23 protein-coding genes and 1 pseudogene are annotated in these 23,057 nt (G+C 72.2%); 12 read left to right on the plus strand and 12 right to left on the minus strand.

Going from position 1 to position 23,057, the window contains the following annotated elements; all coding sequences use genetic code 11:
• Positions 1 to 226: pseudogene (locus tag BI06_RS22305) on the plus strand (TetR/AcrR family transcriptional regulator); the annotation flags it as partial.
• A 251-nt stretch (positions 227 to 477) separates the two neighbouring features.
• Here the strand turns inward: BI06_RS22305 and BI06_RS22310 are convergent.
• The 6 genes from BI06_RS22310 to BI06_RS22335 all read right to left on the minus strand — a co-directional run bounded on the left by BI06_RS22310 (position 478) and on the right by BI06_RS22335 (position 6,547).
• Complete coding sequence (locus BI06_RS22310) at positions 478 to 1,422, minus strand: beta-ketoacyl-ACP synthase III (protein WP_030393841.1); 945 nt, start codon at positions 1,420 to 1,422, stop codon at positions 478 to 480.
• A 162-nt stretch (positions 1,423 to 1,584) separates the two neighbouring features.
• Positions 1,585 to 2,820 carry a L,D-transpeptidase family protein gene (locus BI06_RS22315; RefSeq protein WP_369826190.1) on the minus strand — a complete coding sequence of 412 codons (1,236 nt, stop codon included), beginning with the start codon at positions 2,818 to 2,820 and terminating at the stop codon, positions 1,585 to 1,587.
• Positions 2,821 to 2,974: 154 nt separating this feature from the next.
• The gene (gene mqnE, locus BI06_RS22320; protein ID WP_030393839.1) at positions 2,975 to 4,138 is read right to left on the minus strand and encodes an aminofutalosine synthase MqnE; all 1,164 of its coding nucleotides are present in this window, start codon (positions 4,136 to 4,138) and stop codon (positions 2,975 to 2,977) included.
• 91 nt (positions 4,139 to 4,229) lie between these two features.
• Complete coding sequence (locus BI06_RS22325; protein WP_043471393.1) at positions 4,230 to 5,192, minus strand: threonine/serine dehydratase; 963 nt, start codon at positions 5,190 to 5,192, stop codon at positions 4,230 to 4,232.
• A 98-nt stretch (positions 5,193 to 5,290) separates the two neighbouring features.
• Positions 5,291 to 5,752, minus strand: a complete 462-nt coding sequence (locus BI06_RS22330; RefSeq protein WP_030393837.1) for an Lrp/AsnC family transcriptional regulator — start codon at positions 5,750 to 5,752, stop codon at positions 5,291 to 5,293.
• A gap of 129 nt (positions 5,753 to 5,881) precedes the next feature.
• Positions 5,882 to 6,547, minus strand: a complete 666-nt coding sequence (locus BI06_RS22335; RefSeq protein WP_030393836.1) for a UbiX family flavin prenyltransferase — start codon at positions 6,545 to 6,547, stop codon at positions 5,882 to 5,884.
• A gap of 54 nt (positions 6,548 to 6,601) precedes the next feature.
• Between BI06_RS22335 and BI06_RS22340 the strand changes: the two genes are divergently transcribed.
• The 5 genes from BI06_RS22340 to BI06_RS22360 all read left to right on the plus strand — a co-directional run bounded on the left by BI06_RS22340 (position 6,602) and on the right by BI06_RS22360 (position 10,537).
• The gene (locus BI06_RS22340) at positions 6,602 to 7,345 is read left to right on the plus strand and encodes a cyclase family protein (RefSeq protein ID WP_030393835.1); all 744 of its coding nucleotides are present in this window, start codon (positions 6,602 to 6,604) and stop codon (positions 7,343 to 7,345) included.
• Between the two features lie 66 nt (positions 7,346 to 7,411).
• Entirely contained in the window at positions 7,412 to 8,128 is a 717-nt protein-coding gene (locus BI06_RS22345; protein WP_030393834.1) for an MOSC domain-containing protein, read from the plus strand.
• Positions 8,129 to 8,232: 104 nt separating this feature from the next.
• On the plus strand, positions 8,233 to 8,643 hold the full coding sequence (locus tag BI06_RS22350; protein WP_030393833.1) for a GntR family transcriptional regulator: 411 nt from the start codon (positions 8,233 to 8,235) through the stop codon (positions 8,641 to 8,643).
• 23 nt (positions 8,644 to 8,666) lie between these two features.
• Positions 8,667 to 9,557: an ABC transporter ATP-binding protein gene (locus BI06_RS22355; RefSeq protein WP_043470846.1), complete on the plus strand. Its 891-nt coding sequence runs from the start codon at positions 8,667 to 8,669 to the stop codon at positions 9,555 to 9,557.
• Positions 9,554 to 10,537, plus strand: a complete 984-nt coding sequence (locus tag BI06_RS22360) for an ABC transporter permease (protein ID WP_030393831.1) — start codon at positions 9,554 to 9,556, stop codon at positions 10,535 to 10,537. Before BI06_RS22355 ends, BI06_RS22360 begins: the two co-directional genes overlap by 4 nt.
• 75 nt (positions 10,538 to 10,612) lie before the next feature.
• On the opposite strand, the gene BI06_RS22365 is transcribed toward BI06_RS22360, so the two are convergent.
• Positions 10,613 to 10,987, minus strand: a complete 375-nt coding sequence (locus tag BI06_RS22365; protein WP_030393830.1) for a VOC family protein — start codon at positions 10,985 to 10,987, stop codon at positions 10,613 to 10,615.
• A gap of 90 nt (positions 10,988 to 11,077) precedes the next feature.
• Here BI06_RS22365 and BI06_RS55550 point away from each other — a divergent pair, with 90 nt between their 5' ends.
• On the plus strand, positions 11,078 to 12,205 hold the full coding sequence (locus tag BI06_RS55550) for a GNAT family N-acetyltransferase (protein ID WP_369826191.1): 1,128 nt from the start codon (positions 11,078 to 11,080) through the stop codon (positions 12,203 to 12,205).
• A gap of 41 nt (positions 12,206 to 12,246) precedes the next feature.
• The gene (locus BI06_RS22375; RefSeq protein ID WP_043470850.1) at positions 12,247 to 13,002 is read left to right on the plus strand and encodes an alpha/beta fold hydrolase; all 756 of its coding nucleotides are present in this window, start codon (positions 12,247 to 12,249) and stop codon (positions 13,000 to 13,002) included.
• Between the two features lie 19 nt (positions 13,003 to 13,021).
• Here the strand turns inward: BI06_RS22375 and BI06_RS22380 are convergent, their stop codons facing one another.
• The 3 genes from BI06_RS22380 to BI06_RS22390 all read right to left on the minus strand — a co-directional run bounded on the left by BI06_RS22380 (position 13,022) and on the right by BI06_RS22390 (position 16,847).
• The gene (locus tag BI06_RS22380) at positions 13,022 to 13,645 is read right to left on the minus strand and encodes a DJ-1/PfpI family protein (RefSeq protein ID WP_043470853.1); all 624 of its coding nucleotides are present in this window, start codon (positions 13,643 to 13,645) and stop codon (positions 13,022 to 13,024) included.
• Between the two features lie 85 nt (positions 13,646 to 13,730).
• Positions 13,731 to 14,210: an HIT family protein gene (locus BI06_RS22385; protein WP_043470855.1), complete on the minus strand. Its 480-nt coding sequence runs from the start codon at positions 14,208 to 14,210 to the stop codon at positions 13,731 to 13,733.
• A 102-nt stretch (positions 14,211 to 14,312) separates the two neighbouring features.
• The gene (locus BI06_RS22390; RefSeq protein ID WP_043470858.1) at positions 14,313 to 16,847 is read right to left on the minus strand and encodes a collagenase; all 2,535 of its coding nucleotides are present in this window, start codon (positions 16,845 to 16,847) and stop codon (positions 14,313 to 14,315) included.
• Between the two features lie 369 nt (positions 16,848 to 17,216).
• Between BI06_RS22390 and BI06_RS22395 the strand changes: the two genes are divergently transcribed.
• Together BI06_RS22395 and BI06_RS22400 are read left to right on the plus strand one after the other, a co-directional pair.
• Positions 17,217 to 17,837, plus strand: coding sequence for a DUF998 domain-containing protein (locus BI06_RS22395; protein WP_043470860.1), 621 nt, complete (start codon positions 17,217 to 17,219; stop codon positions 17,835 to 17,837).
• A gap of 46 nt (positions 17,838 to 17,883) precedes the next feature.
• A complete protein-coding gene (locus BI06_RS22400; RefSeq protein ID WP_030393824.1) occupies positions 17,884 to 18,090 on the plus strand; it encodes a DUF4287 domain-containing protein in 207 nt (68 codons plus the stop codon).
• Positions 18,091 to 18,106: 16 nt separating this feature from the next.
• On the opposite strand, the gene mqnP is transcribed toward BI06_RS22400, so the two are convergent.
• Together mqnP and BI06_RS22410 are read right to left on the minus strand one after the other, a co-directional pair.
• Positions 18,107 to 19,012 (minus strand): menaquinone biosynthesis prenyltransferase MqnP, encoded by a 906-nt coding sequence (mqnP, locus tag BI06_RS22405; protein WP_030393823.1) that lies wholly within the window; start codon positions 19,010 to 19,012, stop codon positions 18,107 to 18,109.
• Positions 19,009 to 20,466, minus strand: a complete 1,458-nt coding sequence (locus BI06_RS22410) for a menaquinone biosynthesis decarboxylase (RefSeq protein WP_043470862.1) — start codon at positions 20,464 to 20,466, stop codon at positions 19,009 to 19,011. The genes mqnP and BI06_RS22410 overlap by 4 nt, the downstream gene beginning before the upstream one ends.
• 131 nt (positions 20,467 to 20,597) lie before the next feature.
• Between BI06_RS22410 and BI06_RS22415 the strand changes: the two genes are divergently transcribed.
• Together BI06_RS22415 and BI06_RS22420 are read left to right on the plus strand one after the other, a co-directional pair.
• Positions 20,598 to 21,002 (plus strand): PLD nuclease N-terminal domain-containing protein, encoded by a 405-nt coding sequence (locus BI06_RS22415; RefSeq protein ID WP_030393821.1) that lies wholly within the window; start codon positions 20,598 to 20,600, stop codon positions 21,000 to 21,002.
• A 440-nt stretch (positions 21,003 to 21,442) separates the two neighbouring features.
• Positions 21,443 to 23,044, plus strand: a complete 1,602-nt coding sequence (locus BI06_RS22420; protein ID WP_030393820.1) for an acyl-CoA carboxylase subunit beta — start codon at positions 21,443 to 21,445, stop codon at positions 23,042 to 23,044.
• The last annotated feature ends 13 nt before the right edge of the window (positions 23,045 to 23,057 follow it).

Consider the following 23,057-nt stretch of genomic DNA (forward strand, 5'->3'; position numbering starts at 1 on the left):
GGTCGCCAAGCCACTCGCGGAAGCCGTCAAGGAACTCCAGGCGAAGGGACAGGCCGACAAGTCACTGGATCCGGCCGCCGTGGCCGGGTCACTGGTCTCGCTGCTCGCCTCCGCGGCCGAGCACCAGAAGGCCTTCACCTCCTGGGGCGTCAAGGTCAAGGACCTCAAGCCCAACCTCGCTCCCCTGGTGTACCTGGGCGTCACCGGCAAGAAGGCGCCCAAGTAGACCGATCCGCATCGACCCACCCTTCCGCTTCGCACGCGCCCCGGCCTCCTGTCCGGGGTACGACGGACGGCGGCCGTGTCCTCGGGGGAGGTCCGCCGGCGGTCCGCTGCGTGCCACGACATGCCTGTGGGCGGTCACCCCGTGCAAGGGGGTGACCGCCCACAGGCATGTCGTGCCGTTCCGGGGCCCCGGCGGGGCCTACAGCGGCCTACGGGGCCTCCGAGGGCCCCGGGCAGGGACGGGCGGGGGTGTCACGGGCAGCGGACGACCTGGCCCGCGTAGGCGAGGCCGCCGCCGAAGCCGAACAGGAGCACCGGGTCGCCGGGCGACAGCTCGCCCCGCTCGACCAGCTTGGAGAAGGCCAGCGGCACCGAGGCCGCCGAGGTGTTGCCGGAGTCCACGACGTCCCGGGCGACCACCGCGTCGGTGATCCCCAGCCGGGACGCGATCGCGTCGATGATCCGCAGATTGGCCTGGTGCGGCACGAAGCCCTTGAGCTCGGACGGGTCGATCCCGGCCCGCTCGCAGGCCTGCCGGGCCAGCGGGGCGATCTGCGTGGTCGCCCAGCGGAACACCGACTGGCCCTGCTGGCTGATCACCGGGTCCCAGCCGGTGATCACCACGGCGTCGCCCCGCTCGGGCTCCGAGCCCCAGACCACCGGGCCGATGCCGGGCTCGGCGCCGTCCTCCTGGGCCTCGACCAGCGCCGCGCCGGCGCCGTCGCCGAAGATCACACAGGTGGACCGGTCGGTCCAGTCGAGGGTGTCCGACATCCGCTCCGCGCCGATCACCAGGGCCCTGCCGGCCGCCCCGGCCCGGATCGCGTGGTCCGCGGTGGCCAGCGCGTAGGAGAAGCCCGAGCAGACCGTGTTGATGTCGTAGGCGGCCGGGGCGCGGATCCCGAGCCGGGCGGCGACGGCGGCGGCCGTGTTGGGGCTGCGCTCCACCGCGGTGCAGGTGGCCACCACGACCAGGTCCACCTCGGCGGCCGAGCGGCCGCTGTTCGCCAGCGCCTTCTGGGCCGCCTCCGTGGCGAGGTCGACGACGGTCTCGTCCTCCGCGATGTGCCGCGTCCGGATGCCGACGCGGCTGCGGATCCACTCGTCGTCGGTGTCGACCAGCTTCGACAGGTCGTCGTTGGTGAGGACCTTGGGGGGCTGGTAGTGGCCGAGTGCCACGATGCGCGAACCGGTCATACTGCCCACTCAACCCGGTTACCCGCTGGTCAGTCGGGCGCGACCGGCTACAGGATCCGCGCCGGGATGCTGTAGGAGGCCGACAAGGACCGTTGCGGCAGGCGGGTCCCGATCGGACGCGCAAAGACAGTCGTGGACGAACGACCGCCCGCTCCGGGCCGCTCAGGCCGCCAGCGAGCCGGCGTCCCCCATCACGATCACCGGGTGGGCCGCCGGGTCGAGAGTGCGGATCAACTCCGCCATTTTGTCCTCCGGCACCGAGACGCAGCCGTGGGTCGGCCCGCCGTGGTCGACGTGGATCCAGATCCCGCCGCCCTTGGTCGAGCCGTTGGGGCGGCGCGGGTCCAGCGGGGAGTTGCCGGGCACCCGGTTGTAGTCGATCGCGACCACGTAGTCGAAGGATCCGGCCAGCTGCTCGCCGGCGAAGCCCCGGCCGGAGACCACGAAGTTCGAGTCCCGGTCGTACGGGAGCTTGCTGCCCGGGTCGGCCTTGCGGCCGCCGGCGTCGGTGAGCGAGAAGACGCCGATCGGGCTGCGCAGGTCGCCCTCGTTGTGGTCGGTGGTCCAGCCCTTGAAGGCGTTGTGGCCCTGCCAGGTCTCGCCGGCCAGCCAGCGGCCCTCACCGGTGCGGGTCCACAGTGTGACGGCGCTCCGGTTGGTGTCCTTGCCCTCGCCGGAGGCCAGCACCACCTGGGTGGTGTCGGCGGGTATCCGGCCGGCGAAGGAGGCACCGAGGCCCGGGATGGCGGCCACCGAGCCGTCGCTGCGCTCGCTGCGGTCGGCGGCGGGGGTCTCGGTCTGCCGGGCGTCGGCGGCCCGGGCGGCCGGGGCGGCGGTCGGCGAGGGCCGGTCCGCCGTCGGCTGTCCGGCGACACCCTCGGCGCCGGGACCGTCGGCGCTGGTCACACCGGGCTTCGCGGCGTCCTCGCCGACGGTGTACCAGCCGGCGGCGGCCGCCAGCAGCAGGGCGGTGCCGGCGGTGACGGCGCGGCCGGTGCGCTTCTTCCGGGGCTTGCGGCGGTGGCCCCGGGCGGCCGCCCGCGGTCCGGGGACGGCGGCGGCGCTCCGCTGCTGCGGCAGCGGCACCGCCGGCGGAACCGCCGGGTCCTGCGGCTCGGGCCGGTACACGTCCGCGTAGCCGTCCTGGTAGGTGTCCTGGTGGACGCCCTGGTGGATGTCCTGGTAGCCGTACCCGTCCTGCGGGGCGGTCCGGTACACCGGCTGCTGGTCGGCCGGGAAGTCGTGGAGGGCCGGCTCGGCGGCGTACGCCTGGAAGGGCCGGTCGTAGACATCGTGGTCGGCGAGGCTCCGGTAGCCGTACCCGGGGTCCTGGGCCTCGTGGACGGTGCCGTATTCCTGCGGGTGCTCACCGTACGACGGCTGCGGCGCCTCGTGCACCGGCTCGTACGACGGCTACGGGGAGGTGCGACGGTGACCGGACATGTGGCCGATCCTGCCAAAAGGAGGCCGCGTTGGGAAACCCGGGGGCTGTGCGGGCCCGGTGAAGAAGGCACGCCGCCCGGGCCGCGGGGCCCGGGCGGCGGAGCGTGCGTCAGAGGCGCATCGCCTGCGGGGTCTCCCGGCGGCCCAGGTCGGGGCCGTCGTACTCGCGGATGATCTCGTAGCGGGTGTTGCGCTCGACCGGGCGGAAGCCGGCGTCCCGGATCAGGCCGAGCAGGTCGTCGCGGCCCAGCTTGTTCGGGGTGCCGAAGTTGTCCGCGTCGTGGGTGATCTTGTACTCGACCACCGAGCCGTCCATGTCGTCCGCGCCGTGGCTGAGCGCCAGCTGGGCGGTGGTGACGCCGTGCATCACCCAGAAGACCTTGACGTGCGGCACGTTGTCGAAGAGCAGCCGGGAGACCGCGAAGGTCTTCAGCGCCTCGGCGCCGGTGGCCATCTCGGTGCGCGCCATCAGCTTGTTGCGCACGACGCCGTCCTTGGAGTCGTGGAAGTCGTGCTGGTAGCGCAGCGGGATGAAGACCTGGAAGCCGCCGGTCTCGTCCTGGAGCTCGCGCAGCCGCAGCACGTGGTCCACCCGGTGGCGGGGCTCCTCGATGTGGCCGTACAGCATGGTGGCCGGGGTCTTGAGGCCCTTGCTGTGGGCGAGCCGGTGGATCCGCGACCAGTCCTCCCAGTGGGTGTCGTGGTCGACGATGTGCTGGCGGACCTCCCAGTCGAAGATCTCCGCGCCGCCGCCGGTCAGCGACTCCAGGCCGGCGTCGATCAGCTCGTCCAGGATCTCGTCGGCGGGCAGGCCGCTGATCCGCTCGAACCAGTGGATCTCGGTGGCGGTGAAGGCCTTGAGCGACACGTTCGGCAGCGCGGCCTTGAGCTCCCGCAGCGAGCGCGGGTAGTAGCGCCACGGCAGGGTGGGGTGGAGGCCGTTGACGATGTGCAGCTCGGTGAGGGAGTCGACCTCCATCGCCTTGGCGAGGCGGACGGCCTCCTCGATGCGCATCGTGTACGCGTCCTTCTCGCCCGGCTTGCGCTGGAACGAGCAGTACGCGCAGGAGGCGCTGCACACATTGGTCATGTTGAGGTGGCGGTTGACGTTGAAGTGGACGACGTCGCCGTTCTTCACCGTCCGCACGTGGTGGGCGAGCCCGCCCAGCCAGGCCAGGTCGTCGCTCTCGTAGAGCGCGATCCCGTCCTCCCGGGTCAGCCGCTCCCCCGCGTAGACCTTCGCCTCCAGCTCGCGCTTGAGCCCTGCGTCCATGCGGTGCCCCGCCTCCTCCGACTTCGAATCGTTGCCGGAACGAGCGTACGCCCCCACCCGCGTCGACTCGCGGGCAGCCGCCCCGCGCGGGTCAGCCGGCCAGGAGTTCCGCGAGCAGCGCGGGCTCGATGTTGCCGCCGCTCACGACCGCCGCGACGACCCGCCCGCCGGTCTCGGCGGCCCGGTGGAAGTACGCGGCCGGGGCGACCGCGCCGGACGGCTCGGCGACGATCCGCCCGCGCCGGGCCAGCAGCGCCACGGTGGCGCGGATCTCGTCCTCGGTGACGGTGACGATGTCGTCCACGTAGGCGGTGATGTGCTCGTACGGCAGTACGCCCACCGAGGGGGTGCGCAGACCGTCGGCGATGGTCCGGTAGGTGTCGGCGACCGGCCAGGTGATCCGCTCACCGGCCCGCAGGCTGGCCTGGGCGTCGGCGGCCAGCTCGGGCTCGACACCGATCACCCGCACCCCGGGGCGGGTCAGCTTGAGCGCGGCGGCCGTGCCGCCGATCAGCCCGCCGCCGCTGACCGGGACGAGCACGGTGTCCAGCTCCGCCGGGGCGTCGTCGGCGATCTCCAGGCCGACCGTGCCCTGACCGGCGATGATGAACGGATCGTCGTACGGGGGCACCCAGACGTAGCCGTGCCGCTCGGCCAGTTCGCCGGGCACCACGTCGCGCTGCTCCGGCGACACCAGCAGCACCTCGGCGCCGAAGGACCGGGTGGCCTCGACCTTGACCGCCGGCGAGGTGTCCGGCATCACGATCACGGCCTTGATCCCGAGCAGCTGGGCGGCGTACGCCACCGCCTGCGCGTGGTTGCCGCTGGACTGGGCGACCACGCCGCGGGCGCGCTCGTCCTCGCTCAGCGCGGCGAGCCGGTTGTACGCGCCCCGGGTCTTGAACGCCCCGGTCGGCTGGAGGTTCTCCGGCTTCAGCCAGAGCCGGCGCTCCCCGTCCGCCGCCCAGGGCTCGGGGACCAGCGGGGTGCGCACCGCGACCCCCTCGATCCGCCGCCGGGCCGCGCGCAGCTCCTCCAGACCGACCAGTGCCATGTCCGCCACTCCCCCGTGTGCTCTCGTTCGTCCGGGCCGCCCCGCGGCGGTCACTCGCCGCGACGGTTGTCCGTCGCGGCGGTCGCTCCCCGCGGCGGTTACTCGCCGTCGGCGAAGGGCAGCTCGCTGACCCGGCTCTCCCACTTGGTGGAGAGTACGACGGTGGTCCGGGTCCGGGCCACACCCTTCGTACCCGAAATCCGCTTCACCACCGACTCCAGGCCCTCGACGTCCGGCACCCGGACCTTGAGCATGTACGAGTCGTCACCGGCGATGAACCAGCAGTCCTCCACCTCGCCCAGGTCCTTCAGCCGGAACGCGACGTCCTCGTGGTCCGCCGCGTCGGTCAGCTGGAGGCCGATCAGGGCCGTCACGCCGAAGCCGAGCGAGGCCGGGTTGACCGTCGCCCGGTAGCCGGTGATCACACCGGCCTGCTCCAGCCGGTTGATCCGGTCCGTGACGCTCGGGCCGGAGAGGCCGACCAGCCGGCCCAGCTCGGCGTAGGACGCGCGGCCGTTCTCCCGGAGCGCCTGGATGAGCTGTCTGTCCACCGTGTCCATATACCGTCCGCGTCCTTCCGAACCTCACCAGACCCACAGATCATTATCCGGATTCAAAGGCGCCATGCTCGCACCAACCCGGATATCGCAGAGAACATACTCTCCCGTCCTGCGGCTCCTCACTCCCCCTCAGGCCGGGCGCTCCGCCGCGCGCGCCGCGCCGCCCAACTCACCCTCCCAGCGCCGGTACAGCGTGTGGGGCACGCCGACGGCGTCCAGGACCCGTCCGGCGACGAAGTCGACCAGCTCGCGGACTGTGGAGCCGCCGGCGTAGAACCCGGGCGAGGCGGGCAGCACCACCGCGCCCTGCGCGTCCAGCTCCACCAAGTGCTTCAACGTCACCCCGTTGAGTGGTGCCTCCCGGACGCAGACGACCAGCGGACGCCGCTCCTTGAGGGTGACGCTGGCCACGCGCTGGAGCAGGTCCTTGCTGAGGCCCAGCGCGATCCCGGCCACCGCGCCGGTGGTCGCGGGCACCACCAGCATCCCCTTCGCCGGGTACGAGCCGCTGGACGGTCCGGCCGCGAAGTCCCCGGCCGGCCAGTACCGGACGTCCTCCAGGTCGTCCTCCGCCGTCCCCAGCCACAACGCCAGGTCCGCGCGCCAGTGCGCGTCCCGGAAGGCGATACCGGTCTCGTCGAGGATGGTCAGCCGGGCCGCGCGGCTGACCACCAGGTCGACGGACTCGCCGGCGGCGAGGAGGGCGCGGATCACGGACGCGGCGTACGGGGTGCCGGACGCGCCGGAGACCCCGACGATCCAGGGGCGGCGCACGGGCTGCTCAGGCTTTTCCATAGTGCTTCCTTTCTATCCCCACCCCGCCCCGGCCCGCCCTGGGAGGATGGCCGCATGGCCCCGACCCTCGTCGACCTGACCCACCAGGTGACCACCGCGATGCCGGTCTACCCCGGCGATCCGGCCGTCCTCCTGGAGCCCGCCCTCACCACCGCCACCGCCGGGGTGAACGTGCTCGCCGTGCACCTCGGCTCGCAGTCCGGCACGCACGTCGACGCGCCGTACCACGTCGACGTCACCTGGCCGACGCTGGACGGCCTGCCGCTGGAGCGGTTCACCGGCCCGGCCGTGGTGGCCGACCTGCGCGGCCTGGAGCCGCGCGCCGAGGTCACCGCCGAGCAGCTGGCGCCCGCCCTGGAGCTGGCCGGCGAGGGCACCGTCCTGCTGCTCGCCACCGGCTGGGCGCGGCACTGGGGCACCGACACCTATCTGGCCCACCCGTCCCTGACCGCCCGGGCCGCCGAGGCGATCGTGGCGGCCGGGGTCCGCACGGTCGGGGTGGACGCGCTGAGCGTCGACCCCACCCCCGATCCCGGCCCGGGCGACCCGGCGGTGGCGGCGCTGCTCGCCGACCTCACCGACGAGCACGACCAACCGGCCGCCGAGGAACCGACCCTGGCGGCCCACCGGGTGCTGCTCGGCGCGCCGGGCGGCGGGGTGATCGCGGAGAACCTGACCGATCTGCGGCCGCTGCTGGCGGCGCAGGAGGCCGGGCGGGCGGTCGAGGTGTCGCTCTTCCCGCTCCGGCTGGTCGCGGCGGACGGGGCTCCGGTCCGGGCGGTGGCCCGCCTGGGGTGAACCCCTGGCCGCACTCGGGCACTTGGTCTAGACCATCATCGGCGGGCGGCGGTACGCTGTCCGGCCATGGCAGAGATCATCGGAGTCGTCGAGCAGCTCTGGCGCTACCCCGTGAAATCCACCGGCGGCGAGCGGCTCGACGCCGTCGAGGTGGACGACCGCGGGCTCGCGGGCGACCGGCTCTACGCCGTGCGCGACAGCCAGGGCAAGCTCGGCTCCGGCAAGAACACCCGCCGCTTCCGGCGGATGGACGGTCTGCTGCGCCTCTCCTCGCGGCTCGGCCACCGGCTCGACGGCCCCGAGCTGTTCGACCCGCTCGGGCAGCCGGTCGCCGACCCCACCGCCTTCCTGCGCGCCTACCTCCAGCGCGAGGACGTCGAACTCGCCCGCGAGGACGCCGTCTCGCACTTCGACCAGCTCCCGGTCAGCGTGCTCACCACCGCCACCCTGGACTGGGTCGCCCGGGCCGTGCCGACCGCCGCGGTCGACGTCCGCCGCTTCCGCCCGAACATCCTGCTGCGCACCCCGCCCGGCACCCCGCCGTTCAGCGAGGACACCTGGTTCGGCCGGGAGGCCCGGGGCAGCGCCCGCTCCGGCGCCCGGCTCGCCTTCGTCCGCGCCAGCGAACGGTGCGCGATGGTCACCGTCGCGCAGCCCGGCCTGCCGCACGCCCCCGAGATCCTCAGGGCCATCGCCCAGGCGCACGACACCCGGCTCGACGCCCTCGCCGAGGTCGCCGCCCCGGGGCGCCTCGGCGTCGGGGACACGCTGACGATCGGCTGACCGCCCGGCCGTCACCCCACCGTCCGTCAATTCACTCCTCCGCTCCACCACTTGACTGACGTACGCCTATCCTGTCTTACTGTCGTAGGACAGGAGAACAACTGGTGATCGAGTTCGTGCTCGACGGCCGCTCACGGGTGGCCACGTACATGCAGCTGGTGCTGCAGGTGAAGCAGGCGCTGCGGGTCGGACTCGCGCAACCGGGGGACCGGCTCCCCAAGGTGCGCGACGTCGCCCAGGCCCTGGCGATCAACCCCAACACCGTGCTCAAGGCCTACCGGGAGCTGGAGTTGGAAGGGCTCGCCGAGGGCCGGCCCGGCGTCGGGACGTTCCTGGTCCGCACCCTGGCCGGACCCGCCCTGGCCCACCAGGCCGAACTGCGGGCGGAGTTGACGGCCTGGCTGCACCGCGCCCAGGCCGCCGGACTCACCCGCGAGGACATCACCGCACTCGTCGACACCACCCTGCGAGCCACCCCGGAACGGCCGCCCACCGACGGCGCCGCACCGGCCTGAACGTCATCATGGGGGAGAACAACATGACGGAATCAGCTCTGCGCACCGAGGCGTTGGGCAAGCGCTACGGGCAGACCTGGGCACTCCGGGACTGCTCGCTGGAGCTCCCGGCCGGGCGGATCGCCGCCCTGGTCGGGCCCAACGGCGCCGGCAAGTCCACCCTGCTCCACCTCGCCGTCGGCCTGCTCCGGCCCGACACCGGGCAGGTCCGGGTCTTCGGACGCGACCCGCGCGAGGACCCCGACGCCCGGGCCGACCTCGGCTTCGTCGCCCAGGACACCCCGCTCTACCCGGACTTCACCGCCGCCGAGCTGATCACCATGGGCCGGCGGCTCAACCCCCGCGGCTGGGACGACTCGATCGCCCGCGACCGGCTCGCCCGGCTCGGCCTCCCGCTGGACAAGCGCGTCGGCCGGCTCTCCGGCGGCCAGCGCGCCCAGGTCGCGCTGGCGCTGGCCCTGGCCAAACGGCCCCGACTGCTCCTGCTCGACGAGCCGGTGGCGGCGCTGGACCCGCTCGCCCGGCACGAGTTCATGCAGGCCCTGATGGGCGCCGTGGGCGAGTACGGCACCACCGTCCTGCTCTCCTCCCATCTGCTGAACGACCTGGAACGGGTCTGCGACCACCTGGTGCTGCTGCACACCTCGCAGGTCCGGCTCTCCGCCCCGGTGGACGATCTGCTCGCCTCGCACTGCCGGCTGGTCGGCCCCAGGACCCCGGACGGCGCCGCCGTCCCCGGGGTGGCCGAGGTGGTCCGGGCCAGTCACACCGAACGGCAGTCCACCCTGCTCGTCCGCACCGACGGCCCGGTCGACGAGAGCCGCTGGACCGTGCACCAGGTCACCCTGGAGGACCTCGTCCTCGCCCACCTCGGCACCTCCACCCGCCCGACCGCCTCGGAGGTGGCCGCATGATCTGGCTGACCTGGCGCCAGCACCGCAAGCAGGCCCTGTGGACGGCCGCGGCGCTCCTCGCGCTCGCCGCCGTCCTGGTCCCCACCGGCCTGGCCATGCGCTCCACCTTCCAGGACTCCGGCCTCGGCGCCTGCCTGCGCGCACTGGGCCACGCCGAACTCGTCGACAACGGCGGCTGCGAGGCGCTGAGCCAGCGATTCGGGAACAAGTACGACTCGACCGCCTTCCTGGCCGTACTCCTGGTCCTGCTGCCGGTCCTCGCCGGCGTCTTCCTCGGTGCCCCGCTGGTCGCCCGGGAGGTCGAGAACGGCACCCACCGGCTGGTCTGGACCCAGGGCATCAGCCGCCGGCGCTGGATCCTCACCAAGTTCGGCCTGGTCGGCGCGGTCACCCTGGTCCTGTCCGTCGGCTACGCGCTCGGCGCCGCCTGGTGGCTGGAGCCGCTCGCCGACAACGGCCTCGGCCGTCTCCGCTACCTGGTCTTCGACGTCCAGGGCATCGCGCCGATCGGGTACACGCTGTTCGCGGTCGCGCTCGGCATCCTCGCCGGCACGGTCGCCCGCCGGGTGCTGCCCGCGATGGGCATCTCGCTGACCGCGTTCATCGCCGTCCGCGCCCTGGTCGAACTGTTCGCCCGCCCGTACTTCCTGCCGGCGAAGACGCTCACCTACGCGATCGACAGCCCGCTGATGGCCAACCGCTTCGCCGGCTCCTGGATCTACCAGGAGGGCGTCCGCAACGGCACCGGCGCCCTCGTCCTCCCGGACGGCCGGATCGGCTGCGGCCCCGAGGGCGGCGACAGCGCCGGGTGCCTGGCCCGCATCGCCCAGGACTACGGCCCCGCTCCGCTCACCAACTGGCAGGAGTACCAGCCGGCCGACCGCTTCTGGACCTTCCAGGCGATCGAGACCGGGATCTTCCTCGCCCTGACCGTCCTGCTGGTCACCGTCGCCGTCCGCCGGGTCCGCCGGATCTCCTGAGACCGGGGCGGGCCGGGCACGGGGCCGGCCCGCCCCTTCCCACTGCCCTCTTCCCGACCCGCCGCACCAGTGGGATCAGCGGCGCGCCGGCAGCAGGCACACCGGGTGGCCGGCCGGGTCGGCGTAGACCAGCCAGCCACCGGCGTCCTGGAGCAGGGTCGCCCCGAGGGCCCGGACGGCGGGGTCGGCGGTGGCGAGGTCGGGCACGTCGACGTCCAGATGGACCTGCTGCGGGTGCTCCGGGTCCGGCCAGCGGGGCGGGCGGTACCCGGCGACCCGCTGGAAGCAGAGCACCCGGCCGTCGGGGGTGTGCAGGGTCGACCAGTCCTCTCCCAGCGACCAGCGCGGATCCGGGCGGTCCACCTCGCCGCCGAGCAGCCCGGCGTAGAACCGGGCCAGCGCGGCCGGGTCCGGACAGTCGAGCACGACGCACTGCAACCGGCCGATCATCGGGGCTCCTTGGGGAGGGTCCGGGGTCGGCGGCCGCAGGCTCCGGTGGCCGTGCTGGACAAGCCGACCGAAGATCGTAAACATGCTCGGATGACCACTCCGGACGAATCCGTGCACGCGCGCCTCGACCGACTGCGCCGCGACCGCGGGCTGCTCACCCCCGCCGAACTGCTCGACCTCGCCGAGCACGGGGTCGCGGTGCTCGACCCGTTCTCGGTGATCGTCTCCCGGCGGGTGGAGATCGGACCGGACAACGTGCTCCACCCGGGCGTGGTGATCGAGTGCGACAAGCGGAGCCACTGCTCGATCGGCCCCGGCAACGTCCTGTACGGCGGCACCAGGATCGCCGCCACCGACGGCGGCCGGGTCACCGTCGGCGCCCGCTCCCTGATCGGCGACGGCGGCACCCGGATCCTCGCCGGGGCCCACGAGAGCATCACCATCGGCGACGGGGTCCGGCTGATGGACGGCGCCGAGGTGCTCGGCGACAGCCTGCTCGGCCACGGCGCCCAGATCCTCGGCCGGATCTCGGCCCGCTCGGTCGAACTCGGCGCCGGCCTGCCGTACACCCACCCGGACCCGGACGGCCGCGGCGGCGTCCTCAAGGGACTCGGCCGGGCCTCGGGCGTCCTGGTCGGCACCGGGGAGGTGCTGGGCGAGAGCGACGACCTGAGCCACTACGAACCCGGACGCCAGCGGCTGTACCACCCGGAGGCCCCGCGGCTCGGCCCCGGCCCCAGCCTGGAGCGGCTGACGGCCGAACACGCGGGCCGCGTCCTCGCGTTCGAGCAGGACAACCGGGGCTTCTTCGCCGACTCGGTGCCCGACCGGGGGGACGAGTACTTCACCCCCGACGGCTTCGCCGACCGGCACCGCGCGCTGCTCGCCGAACAGGCCGAGGGCCGCTGCCACTTCCACGTCGTCCTGAACAGCTACGGCCAGATCGTCGGCCGGGTCAACCTGGTGGACGTGGCCGACGGCAGTGCCGAACTCGGTTACCGGGTGGCGGAGGCCGACACCGGCCAGGGCGTGGGCCGGGCCGCCGTCGAGCAGGTCCTCCGACTGGCCGCCGGGGACTACGGGTTGAGCTCGCTCACCGCCGTGAGCTCGCCGGACAACCAGGCCTCCCGCGCCCTGCTCGCCCGGACCGGGTTCACCGAGGCGGGCGAGCGAAGCGTCGACGGCAAGAAGGTCATCGCCTACCACCGGGCCCTCTGAACGGCGGTTCGGCCGCCCGGCCGGTGGGCAGCAATCCGGGCATGACGATCCCTCACCGCCTGGTCGGCTCCGGCGCCCACAAGGTCCTGGTCCTGCACGACTGGTTCGGTACCAGCGCCGGCTGGGGCCCGTTCCCCGACTACCTGGACGGCTCCGCCTTCAGCTACGCCTTCCTCGACTACCGGGGCTACGGCGACCGCAAGGACGTGACCGGCGCCTACACCCTGGCCGAGATCGCGGACGACGCGCTCGCGCTGGCCGACCAGCTCGGCTGGCCGGAGTTCTCGCTGGTCGGGCACTCGATGGGCGGCAAGGCCGTCCAGCAGGTGCTCGCCCAGGCGCCCGGCCGGGTGAAGAAGTTGGCCGGGCTGGCGCCCGTTCCGGCCGGCCCGTACCCGATGGACGCGGACGGCGAGGCGCTGTTCTACGGCGCCGCCGAGGACCGCGCCAAGCGGTACCGGATCCTGGACCTGGTGACCGGGCGGCGGGCCGGCCGGGTCTGGCTCGACCTGATGGTGGACCGCTCGCTGGAGCTGTCCACCCGGGAGGCCTTCGGCGGCTACGTCCGCGACTGGACCACCGCCGACCTGGTGGACCGGGTCGCCGGGAACCCGGTGCCGGTACGGGTGTTCGTGGGCGAGCACGACCTGCTGCTGACCGCCGAGGCGATGCGCGGCACCTTCCTCGCCCACTACCCCAACGCGGAGGTGGCGGAGCTGCCCGGCAGCGGCCACTACCCGATGCACGAGACCCCGGTCGCCCTGGCGTCCGCCCTGGAGGACTTCCTCCGCGACTGAGCCACGATGGGTCCGACGGCTATCCGAGCTGCCGGATCCGCTCCCGCACGGCGGGCGAGGCCTTGGCCCAGGAGCCGCTGTCGAAGGGCGGCATCGGGTCGTACTCGGCGTGCAGCTGGATCGCCCGGGCGGTGGTTTCGTCGGTGAGCAGCGCGGCGAGGTGCAGCGCCATGTCGATACCGGCGGAGATCCCGGCGGCGGTGAGGATCCGCCCCTGCCGCACCACCCGCTCGGGCAGGTAGGTGGCGCCGTGGGGGGCGAGTTCACCGGCGGCCGCCCAGTGGGTGGTGGCGTCCAGGCCGTCGAGCAGGCCGGCGGCGCCGAGCAGCAGCGCGCCGGTGCACACCGAGGCGGTGAACCGGGTGGTCGCGTGCGTCCGGCGCAGCCAGTCGAGGAGCGCGGCGTCCGTCATCAGCGGCCGGGTGCCGTGCCCGCCGGGGACGAGCAGGACGTCACAGGACTCGACGTCCGCCCGGCCGGTGGGCACCTCCAGCCGCATCCCACCGATGCTGTCGGCCACGACCCCCTTCTCCCCCGCCGAGACGAACCGCACGGTGGCGCCCGGGAGATGGCCGAGCACCTGGTACGGGCCGATCGCGTCCAGCGGCTCGAAGTCGTCGAAGAGCAGGATGACGATGTCCATGTGCCGCAGCGTAGACGCGAGTCGGCTCCGCGTACCGCCCCTGGGCAGCGGATTCACGAGAACGAGTGGTCTGCACCACTGGCCTTTACCGGAGCGCATCCAACTCCGCGCCGAGGGCCGCGCGGATCGGGTCGTGGGCGGGGGTGAGGGCGTGCGCCGGGTCGGTCCAGCGGTCGCGCGGGTAGAGCCAGACCGGCAGCCGGACGAGGTCGGCGGGCTCCCAGTCGTAGCGGGGCCAGACATGGGCGTGCAGCATCGGGTCGGTGTTGCCGAGGATCTCCAGGTTGACCCGCCGGAACGCGGGATCGGCCGCGCGGCAGGCCCGTTCGACGGCCTCGCCGAGGCGGTCGAGGTCCTCCAGGTAGGCGAGGCGGCGCGGCCGGGGCAGGTCGGAGAGCCGCTGCACGCCCGGCTGGTCGGTCAGCAGGATCGCGTAGCCGGGCAGGAACTGCACGTCCCCGATCACCGCGAACCCGGACTCCAGCCGCCGGACGACGGTGGGGTTCTCCCCGCGCAGCGCGCTGCCGACACGGTCGGACTTCCAGTCGTTCTCGTTGTCGATCATGGATCGATGCTAACGACCCCCGGCGGCGGGCGATCGGGGTCATGGGGACGCGGAAACGCCCGGCCGGGAGGTCCCGGCCGGGCGCGCGGTTCCGAGGAAGTGTCAGAACTGGGTGCTGACGGTGACGCCGCTGAAGTCGGTGACGGCGTACAGGCTGAGGTAGCGGTATCCGGCCGTCGGGTTGGTGACGGTGACGGACTGGGTGGTGCCGGTCGCCGTCGAGGAGGCGGTGAAGGCGGTCGGCGAGGCCCAGGTGTCGGCGTTGTAGTACAGGTGCGCGGTGCCGGTGCCGCTGGTGGCGGTGATCTTCAGCGTGGTGGTGCCGGCCGGCAGGTAGATGTACATGTAGTCGGAGTTGCCGGCGGTCGCGGCCCGGCCGGCCCGGGAGCAGTTCTGGCCCATCGCGTCGTTCCGCGCGTCGGTGCAGGCCGGCAGCGCGACCGGCGGCGCGCTCACGGTGACGGTGGTCGGCGTGGTACCGCTCCGGCCGTTGCTGTCGGTGGTGGTCAGAGCGACGGTGTAGGAGCCGGCCGCCGCGTAGGTGTGGCTGGGGTTGCGCTCGTCCGAGGAGCTGCCGTCACCGAAGTTCCAGTGCCAGGCGGTGATCCGGCCGGGGCCGGTCTGCACGGACCGCTCGCTCACGCTGACGGTGGCGCCGTTCACCGCGGTGTCGAACAGCGCGGTCGGGCCGGCCGCGTAGCAGGCGCCGCCGGCGCAGGCGTCGAGCCAGGCGTCGAAGTCGGCGTCGTACGAGGTGCCGACACCGTTGTAGACCGCGTAGCCGCCCGGGTAGTCACCGACCCGGAAACGCTCCAGCATGGCCTGGACGTCGGCCGGGTGCTTCTCCACCATGTACCGGACGGCCAGGTAGCCCCACGGGTAGGTGCGGGTCGAGTCCGAGTTGCCGTAGGTGCTCTGGAAGAGGGTGCTGAGCGGGTAGGTGTGCTTGGCCGCCTGGGCCATCGCGTCGGTGTCGGTGGCACCGCGGTAGGTGTACGAGACGTACTCGGCGAGGCCCTCGATCCACCAGAGGTCCGGGACGGACGTCTGGGTCGCGAACTTGCCCTTCATGTCGTAGATGCCGTCGAGGTAGTGGGTGTACTCGTGGTTGAGGTTCCACACCCGGGCGGGGTCGCTGACGTTCCAGGCCTTCTGGTACATCACGGTCACGGCCTGCTTGTTCGGGTCGGTCGTGTCCATGACGGTCTGGCCGCCGTTGTCGGTGCTGTTGCCGAAGATCGCCCACGAGTAGGTGGTGTAGTCGGTCTTGTTGGCGAAGATCCCGAAGGTGACGGTCTTGGCGTACTGGCCCGGGATCGGCCCGTTGTCCTTGGCCACGCCGTGGAAGAACGCGTCCTCCTTGCGCAGGCTCTCGCAGACGGTGGCCAGTTCGGCGGCCGAGAGGGCCTGGGACTGGAGGGTGCGGTTGTCGCAGACCAGCTGCTTCGGCAGCACCACCGAGGTGAGCTTGGCGGGCAGGTTGCAGATGCCGTAGTACGAGCACTGGCCGTTGTTGTAGTACACGGCCTGGACGGCCGTGTACACGTACAGCGACCCGTACGGCGTGAGCAGCGGCGCGGAGTCCAGCACCTTCTTGACCAGTGGCTTGGCCACGGCCTCGCCTGCGGCACTGGTGCCGGCGAACCGGGCCAGGTCGTTGCCCGCGTTGGTGTCCAGGACGGCATTGGGCCCGCCGAGCAGGTCCCGGTGGTTGACCGCGAAGTCGGCGAGCGAGTTGACGAGGCTCGGGTCGGCCGCGAGCGCCCGGGTGAAGTCGGCGTTCCGGTAGCCCGACCAGAGCGGGTAGAACAGCACGGAGTTGACGGCGCTGATCATCTGCGGGGACGCGCTGTAGCTGTTGTCGAAGCCGTCCAGGATCCGCTTGTAGACGCCCGCGTAGCGCGCCTGGAGGTTGGCGCTGTCGGTGAGCCACACCACCTCCTTGAGGATGCGGCCGTTGTCCTCGGTGACGTCGCGCCAGTGGGTGCCGGCGAAGAACGTGTCCAGGGCGGACGAGACGGCGGTGGCGAGCTCACCGGTGTACGGGCCCGCCCCGGCCGGGTAGTTGAACTGGATGTAGTAGCCGACCTGGAGGTACTTCACCAGTTGCGCGATGCCGGTCGAGTTGTCACCGGCGTAGTTCGCCGCCAGGTCCTTGAGGGCGGCCGCGACGGACAGCATCCGGGCCTGGTTGAAGCTGCTGGGGTCGGCACCGCCGCTGCTGTACAGCGACTTGATGCAGTCCGTGGTCGAGTTCTTGACGAACGCGACCAGGTCGGCCCCGGTGCGGGCGGCGAAGTCGGCCGAGGTGCAGCTCTGCGCGACGAGGGACTTGAACTCGGCGGGGGCGCTCGCGGCGGCGTCGGCCGGCTCGACCAGGCGCGTGGCACCGATCAGCGCCGGGGGCAGCGGGGCGGCGGGCTCGGCGAGGTCCTCGGACCCCGTCGTCAGGGTCGGGGAGGTGAGGCCGACCGGGCCGGCCGAGGTCGGGGCCGGAGCCGGGACGGCGGTGGCGGCGGTGGCGGTGGCGGTGGCGGGGGGTGCCGCGAAGGCCTGGGTCGGCAGCACGGCGGTCGCCGTGGCGCAACAGGCGACGACGCCGGCTGCGAGCATGGAGAGTCTGGTGCGCAGGAGCACGCCTGAATCCTTCGTGAGTGGGGGCAGCCCAAGTTGGGGTCGGGCTGAAGGAAGGAGATCGGCGTGGATCCTGTCATCCACGGATGATCAGAACAATGTCACAGGTTATATTGCATGAGATTTTCAGCCACCCGCCCATTCGCACGGGCCTCCGCGCGGCCGACCTGCGACGGTTCCGGCCGGAACGAACCGGCAGGCAGGTGACGACGGGGCGTCGGACCACGAGCCGGGCGGCCGCACCGGCCGACGGGCCGTCCGGTCTGGCCGATCTGCGCCCCTGAACACCCGGCGGACCCGCCCCGCCACCCGGTGACGCAGATCACATCCGGTGCTCCGATGAGTTTCCGCTCCGGCACCGGTCCTACGAGCATGACGAACACGATGACCGCGCAGGCCGCCACCGCTACGGCCGCCGCCCGCCCGCTGCTGACCGCCGGCGCGGTCGCCGGTCCCCTCTTCCTCGCCGTCGGCCTGGTCGGCGGGCTGACCCGGGAGGGCTTCGACTTCACCCGCAACGCGCTCAGCCAGTTGAGCCTCGGCGACCTCGGCCGGGTCCAGCAGACCGCGTTCCTGCTCACCGGCGCGCTGCTGCTCGCGGGCGCCGTCGGACTGCGCCGGGCCCTGCCGGGGAGCACCTGGGCACCCCGGCTGGTCGGGGTGTTCGGGGCGAGCTTCGTCCTCGACGGCTTCTTCGCCGCCGACCCCGGGGCCGGGTTCCCGGTCGGGGCGCCCGAGGGCCGGGTGACCGAACTGAGCGGGCACGGCCTGGTGCACCTGGCCGGCGGGACGATCGGCTTCCTCGCCCTGTGCGCGGCCTTCCTCGTCCTCGCCCGGCACCTGGGCGGGCGCTGGGCCCTCGCCTCGCGCGTGGTCGCGGCCGCCGTCCTGGTCGGCTTCGCCGCCTCGGGCGCCACCGTGCTGGCGTTCACCCTCGCCGCCGCACTCGGACTGGCCTGGCTGACCGCTGTCGCGATCAGGCTCCATGCGTAATGATCATCAATCAGTGGACGACCGGACGGACTTCGAGGAGCACCGCATGACCACCCCCAACGGCCCCGCCAGCTACTTCCCCGCCATCGAGAAGAAGTACGGGCAGCCGATCGCCCACTGGCAGGAGCTGATCCGCTCCTCCCCGCTGACCAAGCACATGGAGCTGGTCGCCTGGCTGAAGCAGGACCACGGCCTCGGCCACGGGCACGCGAACGCCCTCGTCAAGCACACGCTCGACGAGGGCGGGAAGTAGGCCGCGGGGCGCGGCCTCAGATGCCGAGGCCGCGCACCACCAGGTCAACCAGTGCGAAGAAGAACAGCGAGATGCCGACGAAGCCGTTGGTCTGGAAGAACGCCCGGTTCAACCGGGACAGGTCGTTCGGCTTCACGATGGTGTGCTCGTAGACGAAGGCGCCGGCCACCACCAGCAGGCCGATCCAGAACGCGACCCCCGCGTCGGTGAGCACCGCGTACCAGCCGAGCAGCAGCGTGGTGAGCACATGGCAGCCGCGCGCGCCGCGGATCGCGGCCGGGATGCCGAACCGGGCCGGCACCGAGCGCACCCCGCCCGCCCGGTCGGAGGCGACGTCCTGGCAGGCGTAGATCAGGTCGAAGCCGCCGATCCAGATGCCGACGGCCGCGCCGAGCACGACCGCGTCCCAGGACCAGGTGCCGGTGACGGCCAGCCAGGCGCCCACCGGGCCCATCGCCTGGGCCAGGCCCAGGATCGCCTGCGGGAAGTCGGTGAACCGCTTGCCGTACGGGTAGACCACCATCGGCACCACGGCGACCGGGGCCAGCGCGAGGCAGAGCGGGTTCAGCAGCGCGGCCGCGCCCAGGAAGACCACCAGGGCGACCGCCGAGCCGACGTACGCGGTCTTCAGGGACACCGCGCCGGTGACGAGCTCGCGCCCGGCCGTGCGCGGGTTGCGGGCGTCGATCTCCCGGTCGATGATCCGGTTCGCGGCCATGGCGAAGGTCCGGAGCCCGACCATGCAGACCGTGACGACGAACAGCTCGCCCCAGTGCACCCGGCCGTCGGCCCGGAACATCGCCGTCAGCGCCGCGATGTAGGCGAACGGCAGGGCGAAGACCGAGTGCTCGATCATCACCAGCCGCAGGAAGGACTTGACCTTGCCGGGCGGGACCTCGGGGAGTGCGGCGGCGGTGCTCACAGGCCGTACTCCTTCCAGCGACGGCTCACCAGGGCGGCGGTCTCCGGGTCGGAGGAGACCATCTCGGGCCAGCCGCCGTCGCGGGTGTAGCCCTCCTCGGGCAGCTTGCGGGTCGCGTCGATACCCGCCTTGCCGCCCCAGAACTGCTGGTAGGAGGCGTGGTCGAGGTGGTCGACCGGGCCTTCCACCACGGTGAGGTCGCGGCTGTAGTCGACGTTGCCGAAGGCCCGCCAGGCGACCTCCTGGTAGTCGTGGACGTCGCAGTCGGAGTCCACCACGATGATCAGCTTGGTCAGCGACATCATGTGCGCGCCCCAGATGGCGTGCATGGTCTTCTGGGCGTGCTTCGGGTACTTCTTGTCGATCGAGACGATCACGCAGTTGTGGAAGCCGCCGGCCTCGGGCAGGTCGTAGTCGACGATGTCCGGGATGATGATCTTCAGCAGCGGCAGGAAGAAGCGCTCGGTGAACTTGCCCAGCGGGCCGTCCTCCGTCGGCGGCCGGCCGACCACGATGGACTGCAGGATCGGGCGGCGGCGCATCGTCACGCAGTCGATCGTCAGCGCCGGGAACGGCTCCTGCGGCGTGTAGAAGCCGGTGTGGTCGCCGAACGGCCCCTCGGGCAGCATCTCGCCCGGCTCCAGCCAGCCCTCCAGGACCACCTCGGCGTCCGCGGGGACCTGCAGCGGGACGGTCTTGCAGTCCACCATCCGCACCCGCTCGCCCGCGACGAAGCCGGCGAACAGGTACTCGTCGATGTCGCCCGGCAGCGGCGCCGTGGCCGCGTAGGTGACGGCCGGCGGGCAGCCGAAGGCGATCGCGACCGGCAGCCGCTCGCCGCGCCTGGCGGCCACCGCGGCGTGGTTGCGGCTGTCCTTGTGGATCTGCCAGTGCATGCCGATGGTGCGGCGGTCGTGCCGCTGGAGCCGGTACAGGCCGAGGTTGCGGATGCCGCTGTCCGGGTCCTTGGTGTGGGTCAGGCCCAGATTGAAGAAGGAACCGCCGTCCAGCGGCCAGGTGAACAGCGCCGGCAGCTCGTCCAGGTCGACGTCCTCGCCGGTCAGCACCACCTCCTGCACGGGCGCGTCGCCGGACTTCACGTTCTTCGGCGGCACGTGGGCCATCGAGGCCAGCTTGCCGAAGGCGTCCCGGAACCCGGTGAAGCCCTGCGGCAGCTCCGGCTTCAGCAGGCCGGCGATCCGGTCGGCGATCTCCTCGGGGCCCTTGAGGCCGAGCGCCTTGGAGAGCCGGCGCTCGGTGCCGAAGACGTTCATCGCCAGCGGCATCGACGAGCCCTTGACGTTCTCGAACAGCAGGGCCGGGCCCTTGGCCTTCTGCACCCGGTCGACGATCTCGCCGATCTCCAGATAGGGGTCCACCTCCGCCTTGATCCGCTTGAGGTCGCCTTCGCGGTCGAGGGCCCGCAGGAACGAGCGGAGATCGTCGTATGCCATGCCTGCCAGTATCCGCCACCCGCTAGCCTGGCCTGTGTCAAGGGCCCCCTCGAAGCGGCACCGGTCGACGGGCCGGCCCGCCGCCACGAGAACGCGCCCGTCACCGACGTCACCCGGGGGAGACCGCCGCCGTGCTGAGGATCCTGACCTTCGTACTCCCGCTCGCCCTGTGGGTGTGGGCCTTCATCGACTGCCTGACCACCCCCGAGGACGAGGTGAAGCACCTGCCCAAGGTGGTCTGGGTGATCATCGTGCTGCTCTTCCCGCTCGTCGGCTCGATCGCCTGGCTGGTGGCCGGCAAGCAGCGCGGCGCGCTGCGGACCGCGCCGGCGGGCGGCGGTGCCGACGGACCGGCCCACGCCCCCCGGCGCGACGGCCGGCCGTTGGCACCGGACGACAACCCGGAGTTCCTCGCCTCGTTGAAGAAGCACAACAACGAGCACGAGGACATGCTCAAGCAGTGGGAGGCGGATTTGCGCCGCCGCGAGAACGAGCTGCGCGGCAAGGACGACCCGGACGAAGGCCGTCGCGGCTGAGCCCGCGTCGCTCGGACAGCCCACCCGGCATCCACCGGGTGGGCTGCGGTCTTTTTGGTGCATCCCTACGACTGGTCGGACACCACCGGCCCGCCGGCACGGCCTTCACCGCCGCACCAGGCGTCCCGCGGACACCCCCTGGGGAGACCCGGCCCTCCTTGACAGGTACAGCTGTGACCTGCATGTTTCCTCAGGTTGCGCTCACCCGACCGCCATCTGGACGACAGCTCGGGGTAATCGAACAGCTACCGGCCGGACGGGCTGAAACGCTTCGCTTTCTGTGCAGCCCTGACATCTAAACGGACGCGACCTTGTACGGAATCGACGCCGAAACCAGCGCGCGGCCCCTCGTACAGTCATAAGTGAAGAAGTGATTCGCAGCCGGGGGCATCGCAGACGTTGGCTGTCGGACAGTTCCCTCACCTTTGGAGTGGTTCGAGATGACGGTTGTGCACCAGGCACCGGTCGACGACGACGTCCCGGAGATCCCCACGGACGTCCGGGGAAGAGTCGCGGAACTGCACGAACTCCGCGAGCAGGTCCGCCGGGGCCCCAGTGAGAAGGCCACCGAGGCCCAGCACGCCAAGGGCAAGCTGACCGCCCGCGAGCGGATCGACCTCCTGCTCGACGAGGGCTCGTTCCGCGAGGTCGAGCCGCTGCGCCGGCACCGCGCCACCGGCTTCGGCCTGGAGGCGAAGAAGCCGCACACCGACGGCGTGATCGTCGGCTGGGGCACCGTGCACGGCCGGACGGTCTTCACCTACGCCCACGACTTCCGGATCTTCGGCGGCGCGCTCGGCGAGGCCCATGCGCAGAAGATCCACAAGATCATGGACATGGCCATCGCGGCCGGTGCCCCGCTGGTCTCGCTCAACGACGGCGCCGGCGCCCGCATCCAGGAGGGCGTCACCGCGCTCGCCGGCTACGGCGGCATCTTCCAGCGCAACACCAAGGCCTCCGGCGTCATCCCGCAGATCTCGGTGATGCTCGGCCCGTGCGCCGGCGGCGCGGCCTACTCCCCGGCCCTGACCGACTTCGTCTTCATGGTCCGCGAGACCTCGCAGATGTTCATCACCGGCCCGGACGTCGTCCAGGCCGTCACCGGCGAGAAGATCAGCCAGAACGGCCTCGGCGGCGCCGACGTCCACGCCGGCGTCTCCGGCGTCTCGCACTTCGCCTACGACGACGAGCAGTCCTGCATCGAGGAGGTCCGCTACCTCCTCTCGCTGCTGCCGCAGAACAACCGCGAGATGCCCCCGCCCGTCGTCAACGACGACCCGGTGGACCGCCGCAACGAGACCCTGCTCGACCTGGTGCCGGCCGACGGCAACCGGCCGTACGACATGCGCAAGGTCATCGAGGAGATCGTCGACCACGGCGAGTACCTGGAGGTCCACGAGCGCTGGGCCACCAACGTGCTCTGCGTGCTCGCCCGGATCGACGGCCACGTCACCGGCATCATCGCCAACCAGCCGCAGTCGCTGGCCGGCGTCCTGGACATCAACGCCAGCGAGAAGGCCGCGCGCTTCGTCCAGATGTGCGACGCCTTCAACATCCCCCTGGTCACCATGCTCGACGTCCCCGGCTTCCTGCCCGGCGTCGACCAGGAGCACGACGGGATCATCCGGCACGGCGCGAAGCTCCTCTACGCCTACTGCAACGCGACCGTGCCGCGGATCCAGCTGATCCTGCGCAAGGCCTACGGCGGTGCCTACATCGTCATGGACTCCCGCTCGATCGGCGCCGACCTCTCCTTCGCGTGGCCGACCAACGAGATCGCCGTCATGGGTGCCGAGGGCGCCGCGAACGTCATCTTCCGCCGGGACATCAACGCCGCCGACGACCCGGACGCGATGCGCACCCAGAAGATCAAGGAATACAAGAGCGAGCTGATGCACCCGTACTACGCGGCCGAGCGCGGCCTCGTGGACGACGTCATCGACCCCGCCGAGACCCGCCAGGTCCTGGCGTCCTCGCTGGCGATGCTGCGCACCAAGCACGCGGACCTGCCGAGCCGCAAGCACGGCAACCCCCCGATGTAGCAGCGCCGCCCGG

Origin of the sequence: Kitasatospora sp. MBT66, from assembly GCF_000710405.2 — a bacterium.
GTDB classification, from domain to species: domain Bacteria; phylum Actinomycetota; class Actinomycetes; order Streptomycetales; family Streptomycetaceae; genus Kitasatospora; species Kitasatospora purpeofusca.

Coding starts and splice junctions, on each gene's coding strand:
- BI06_RS22310 (WP_030393841.1), bottom strand. CDS start 1,422: ATGACCGGTTCGCGCATCGTGGCACTCGGCCACTACCAGCCCCCCAAG.
- mqnE (WP_030393839.1), bottom strand. CDS start 4,138: ATGGACGCAGGGCTCAAGCGCGAGCTGGAGGCGAAGGTCTACGCGGGG.
- BI06_RS22325 (WP_043471393.1), bottom strand. CDS start 5,192: ATGGCACTGGTCGGTCTGGAGGAGCTGCGCGCGGCCCGGCGGCGGATC.
- BI06_RS22330 (WP_030393837.1), bottom strand. CDS start 5,752: ATGGACACGGTGGACAGACAGCTCATCCAGGCGCTCCGGGAGAACGGC.
- BI06_RS22335 (WP_030393836.1), bottom strand. CDS start 6,547: ATGGAAAAGCCTGAGCAGCCCGTGCGCCGCCCCTGGATCGTCGGGGTC.
- BI06_RS22340 (WP_030393835.1), top strand. CDS start 6,602: ATGGCCCCGACCCTCGTCGACCTGACCCACCAGGTGACCACCGCGATG.
- BI06_RS22345 (WP_030393834.1), top strand. CDS start 7,412: ATGGCAGAGATCATCGGAGTCGTCGAGCAGCTCTGGCGCTACCCCGTG.
- BI06_RS22355 (WP_043470846.1), top strand. CDS start 8,667: ATGACGGAATCAGCTCTGCGCACCGAGGCGTTGGGCAAGCGCTACGGG.
- BI06_RS22360 (WP_030393831.1), top strand. CDS start 9,554: ATGATCTGGCTGACCTGGCGCCAGCACCGCAAGCAGGCCCTGTGGACG.
- BI06_RS22365 (WP_030393830.1), bottom strand. CDS start 10,987: ATGATCGGCCGGTTGCAGTGCGTCGTGCTCGACTGTCCGGACCCGGCC.
- BI06_RS55550 (WP_369826191.1), top strand. CDS start 11,078: ATGACCACTCCGGACGAATCCGTGCACGCGCGCCTCGACCGACTGCGC.
- BI06_RS22375 (WP_043470850.1), top strand. CDS start 12,247: ATGACGATCCCTCACCGCCTGGTCGGCTCCGGCGCCCACAAGGTCCTG.
- BI06_RS22380 (WP_043470853.1), bottom strand. CDS start 13,645: ATGGACATCGTCATCCTGCTCTTCGACGACTTCGAGCCGCTGGACGCG.
- BI06_RS22385 (WP_043470855.1), bottom strand. CDS start 14,210: ATGATCGACAACGAGAACGACTGGAAGTCCGACCGTGTCGGCAGCGCG.
- BI06_RS22395 (WP_043470860.1), top strand. CDS start 17,217: ATGACGAACACGATGACCGCGCAGGCCGCCACCGCTACGGCCGCCGCC.
- BI06_RS22400 (WP_030393824.1), top strand. CDS start 17,884: ATGACCACCCCCAACGGCCCCGCCAGCTACTTCCCCGCCATCGAGAAG.
- BI06_RS22410 (WP_043470862.1), bottom strand. CDS start 20,466: ATGGCATACGACGATCTCCGCTCGTTCCTGCGGGCCCTCGACCGCGAA.
- BI06_RS22420 (WP_030393820.1), top strand. CDS start 21,443: ATGACGGTTGTGCACCAGGCACCGGTCGACGACGACGTCCCGGAGATC.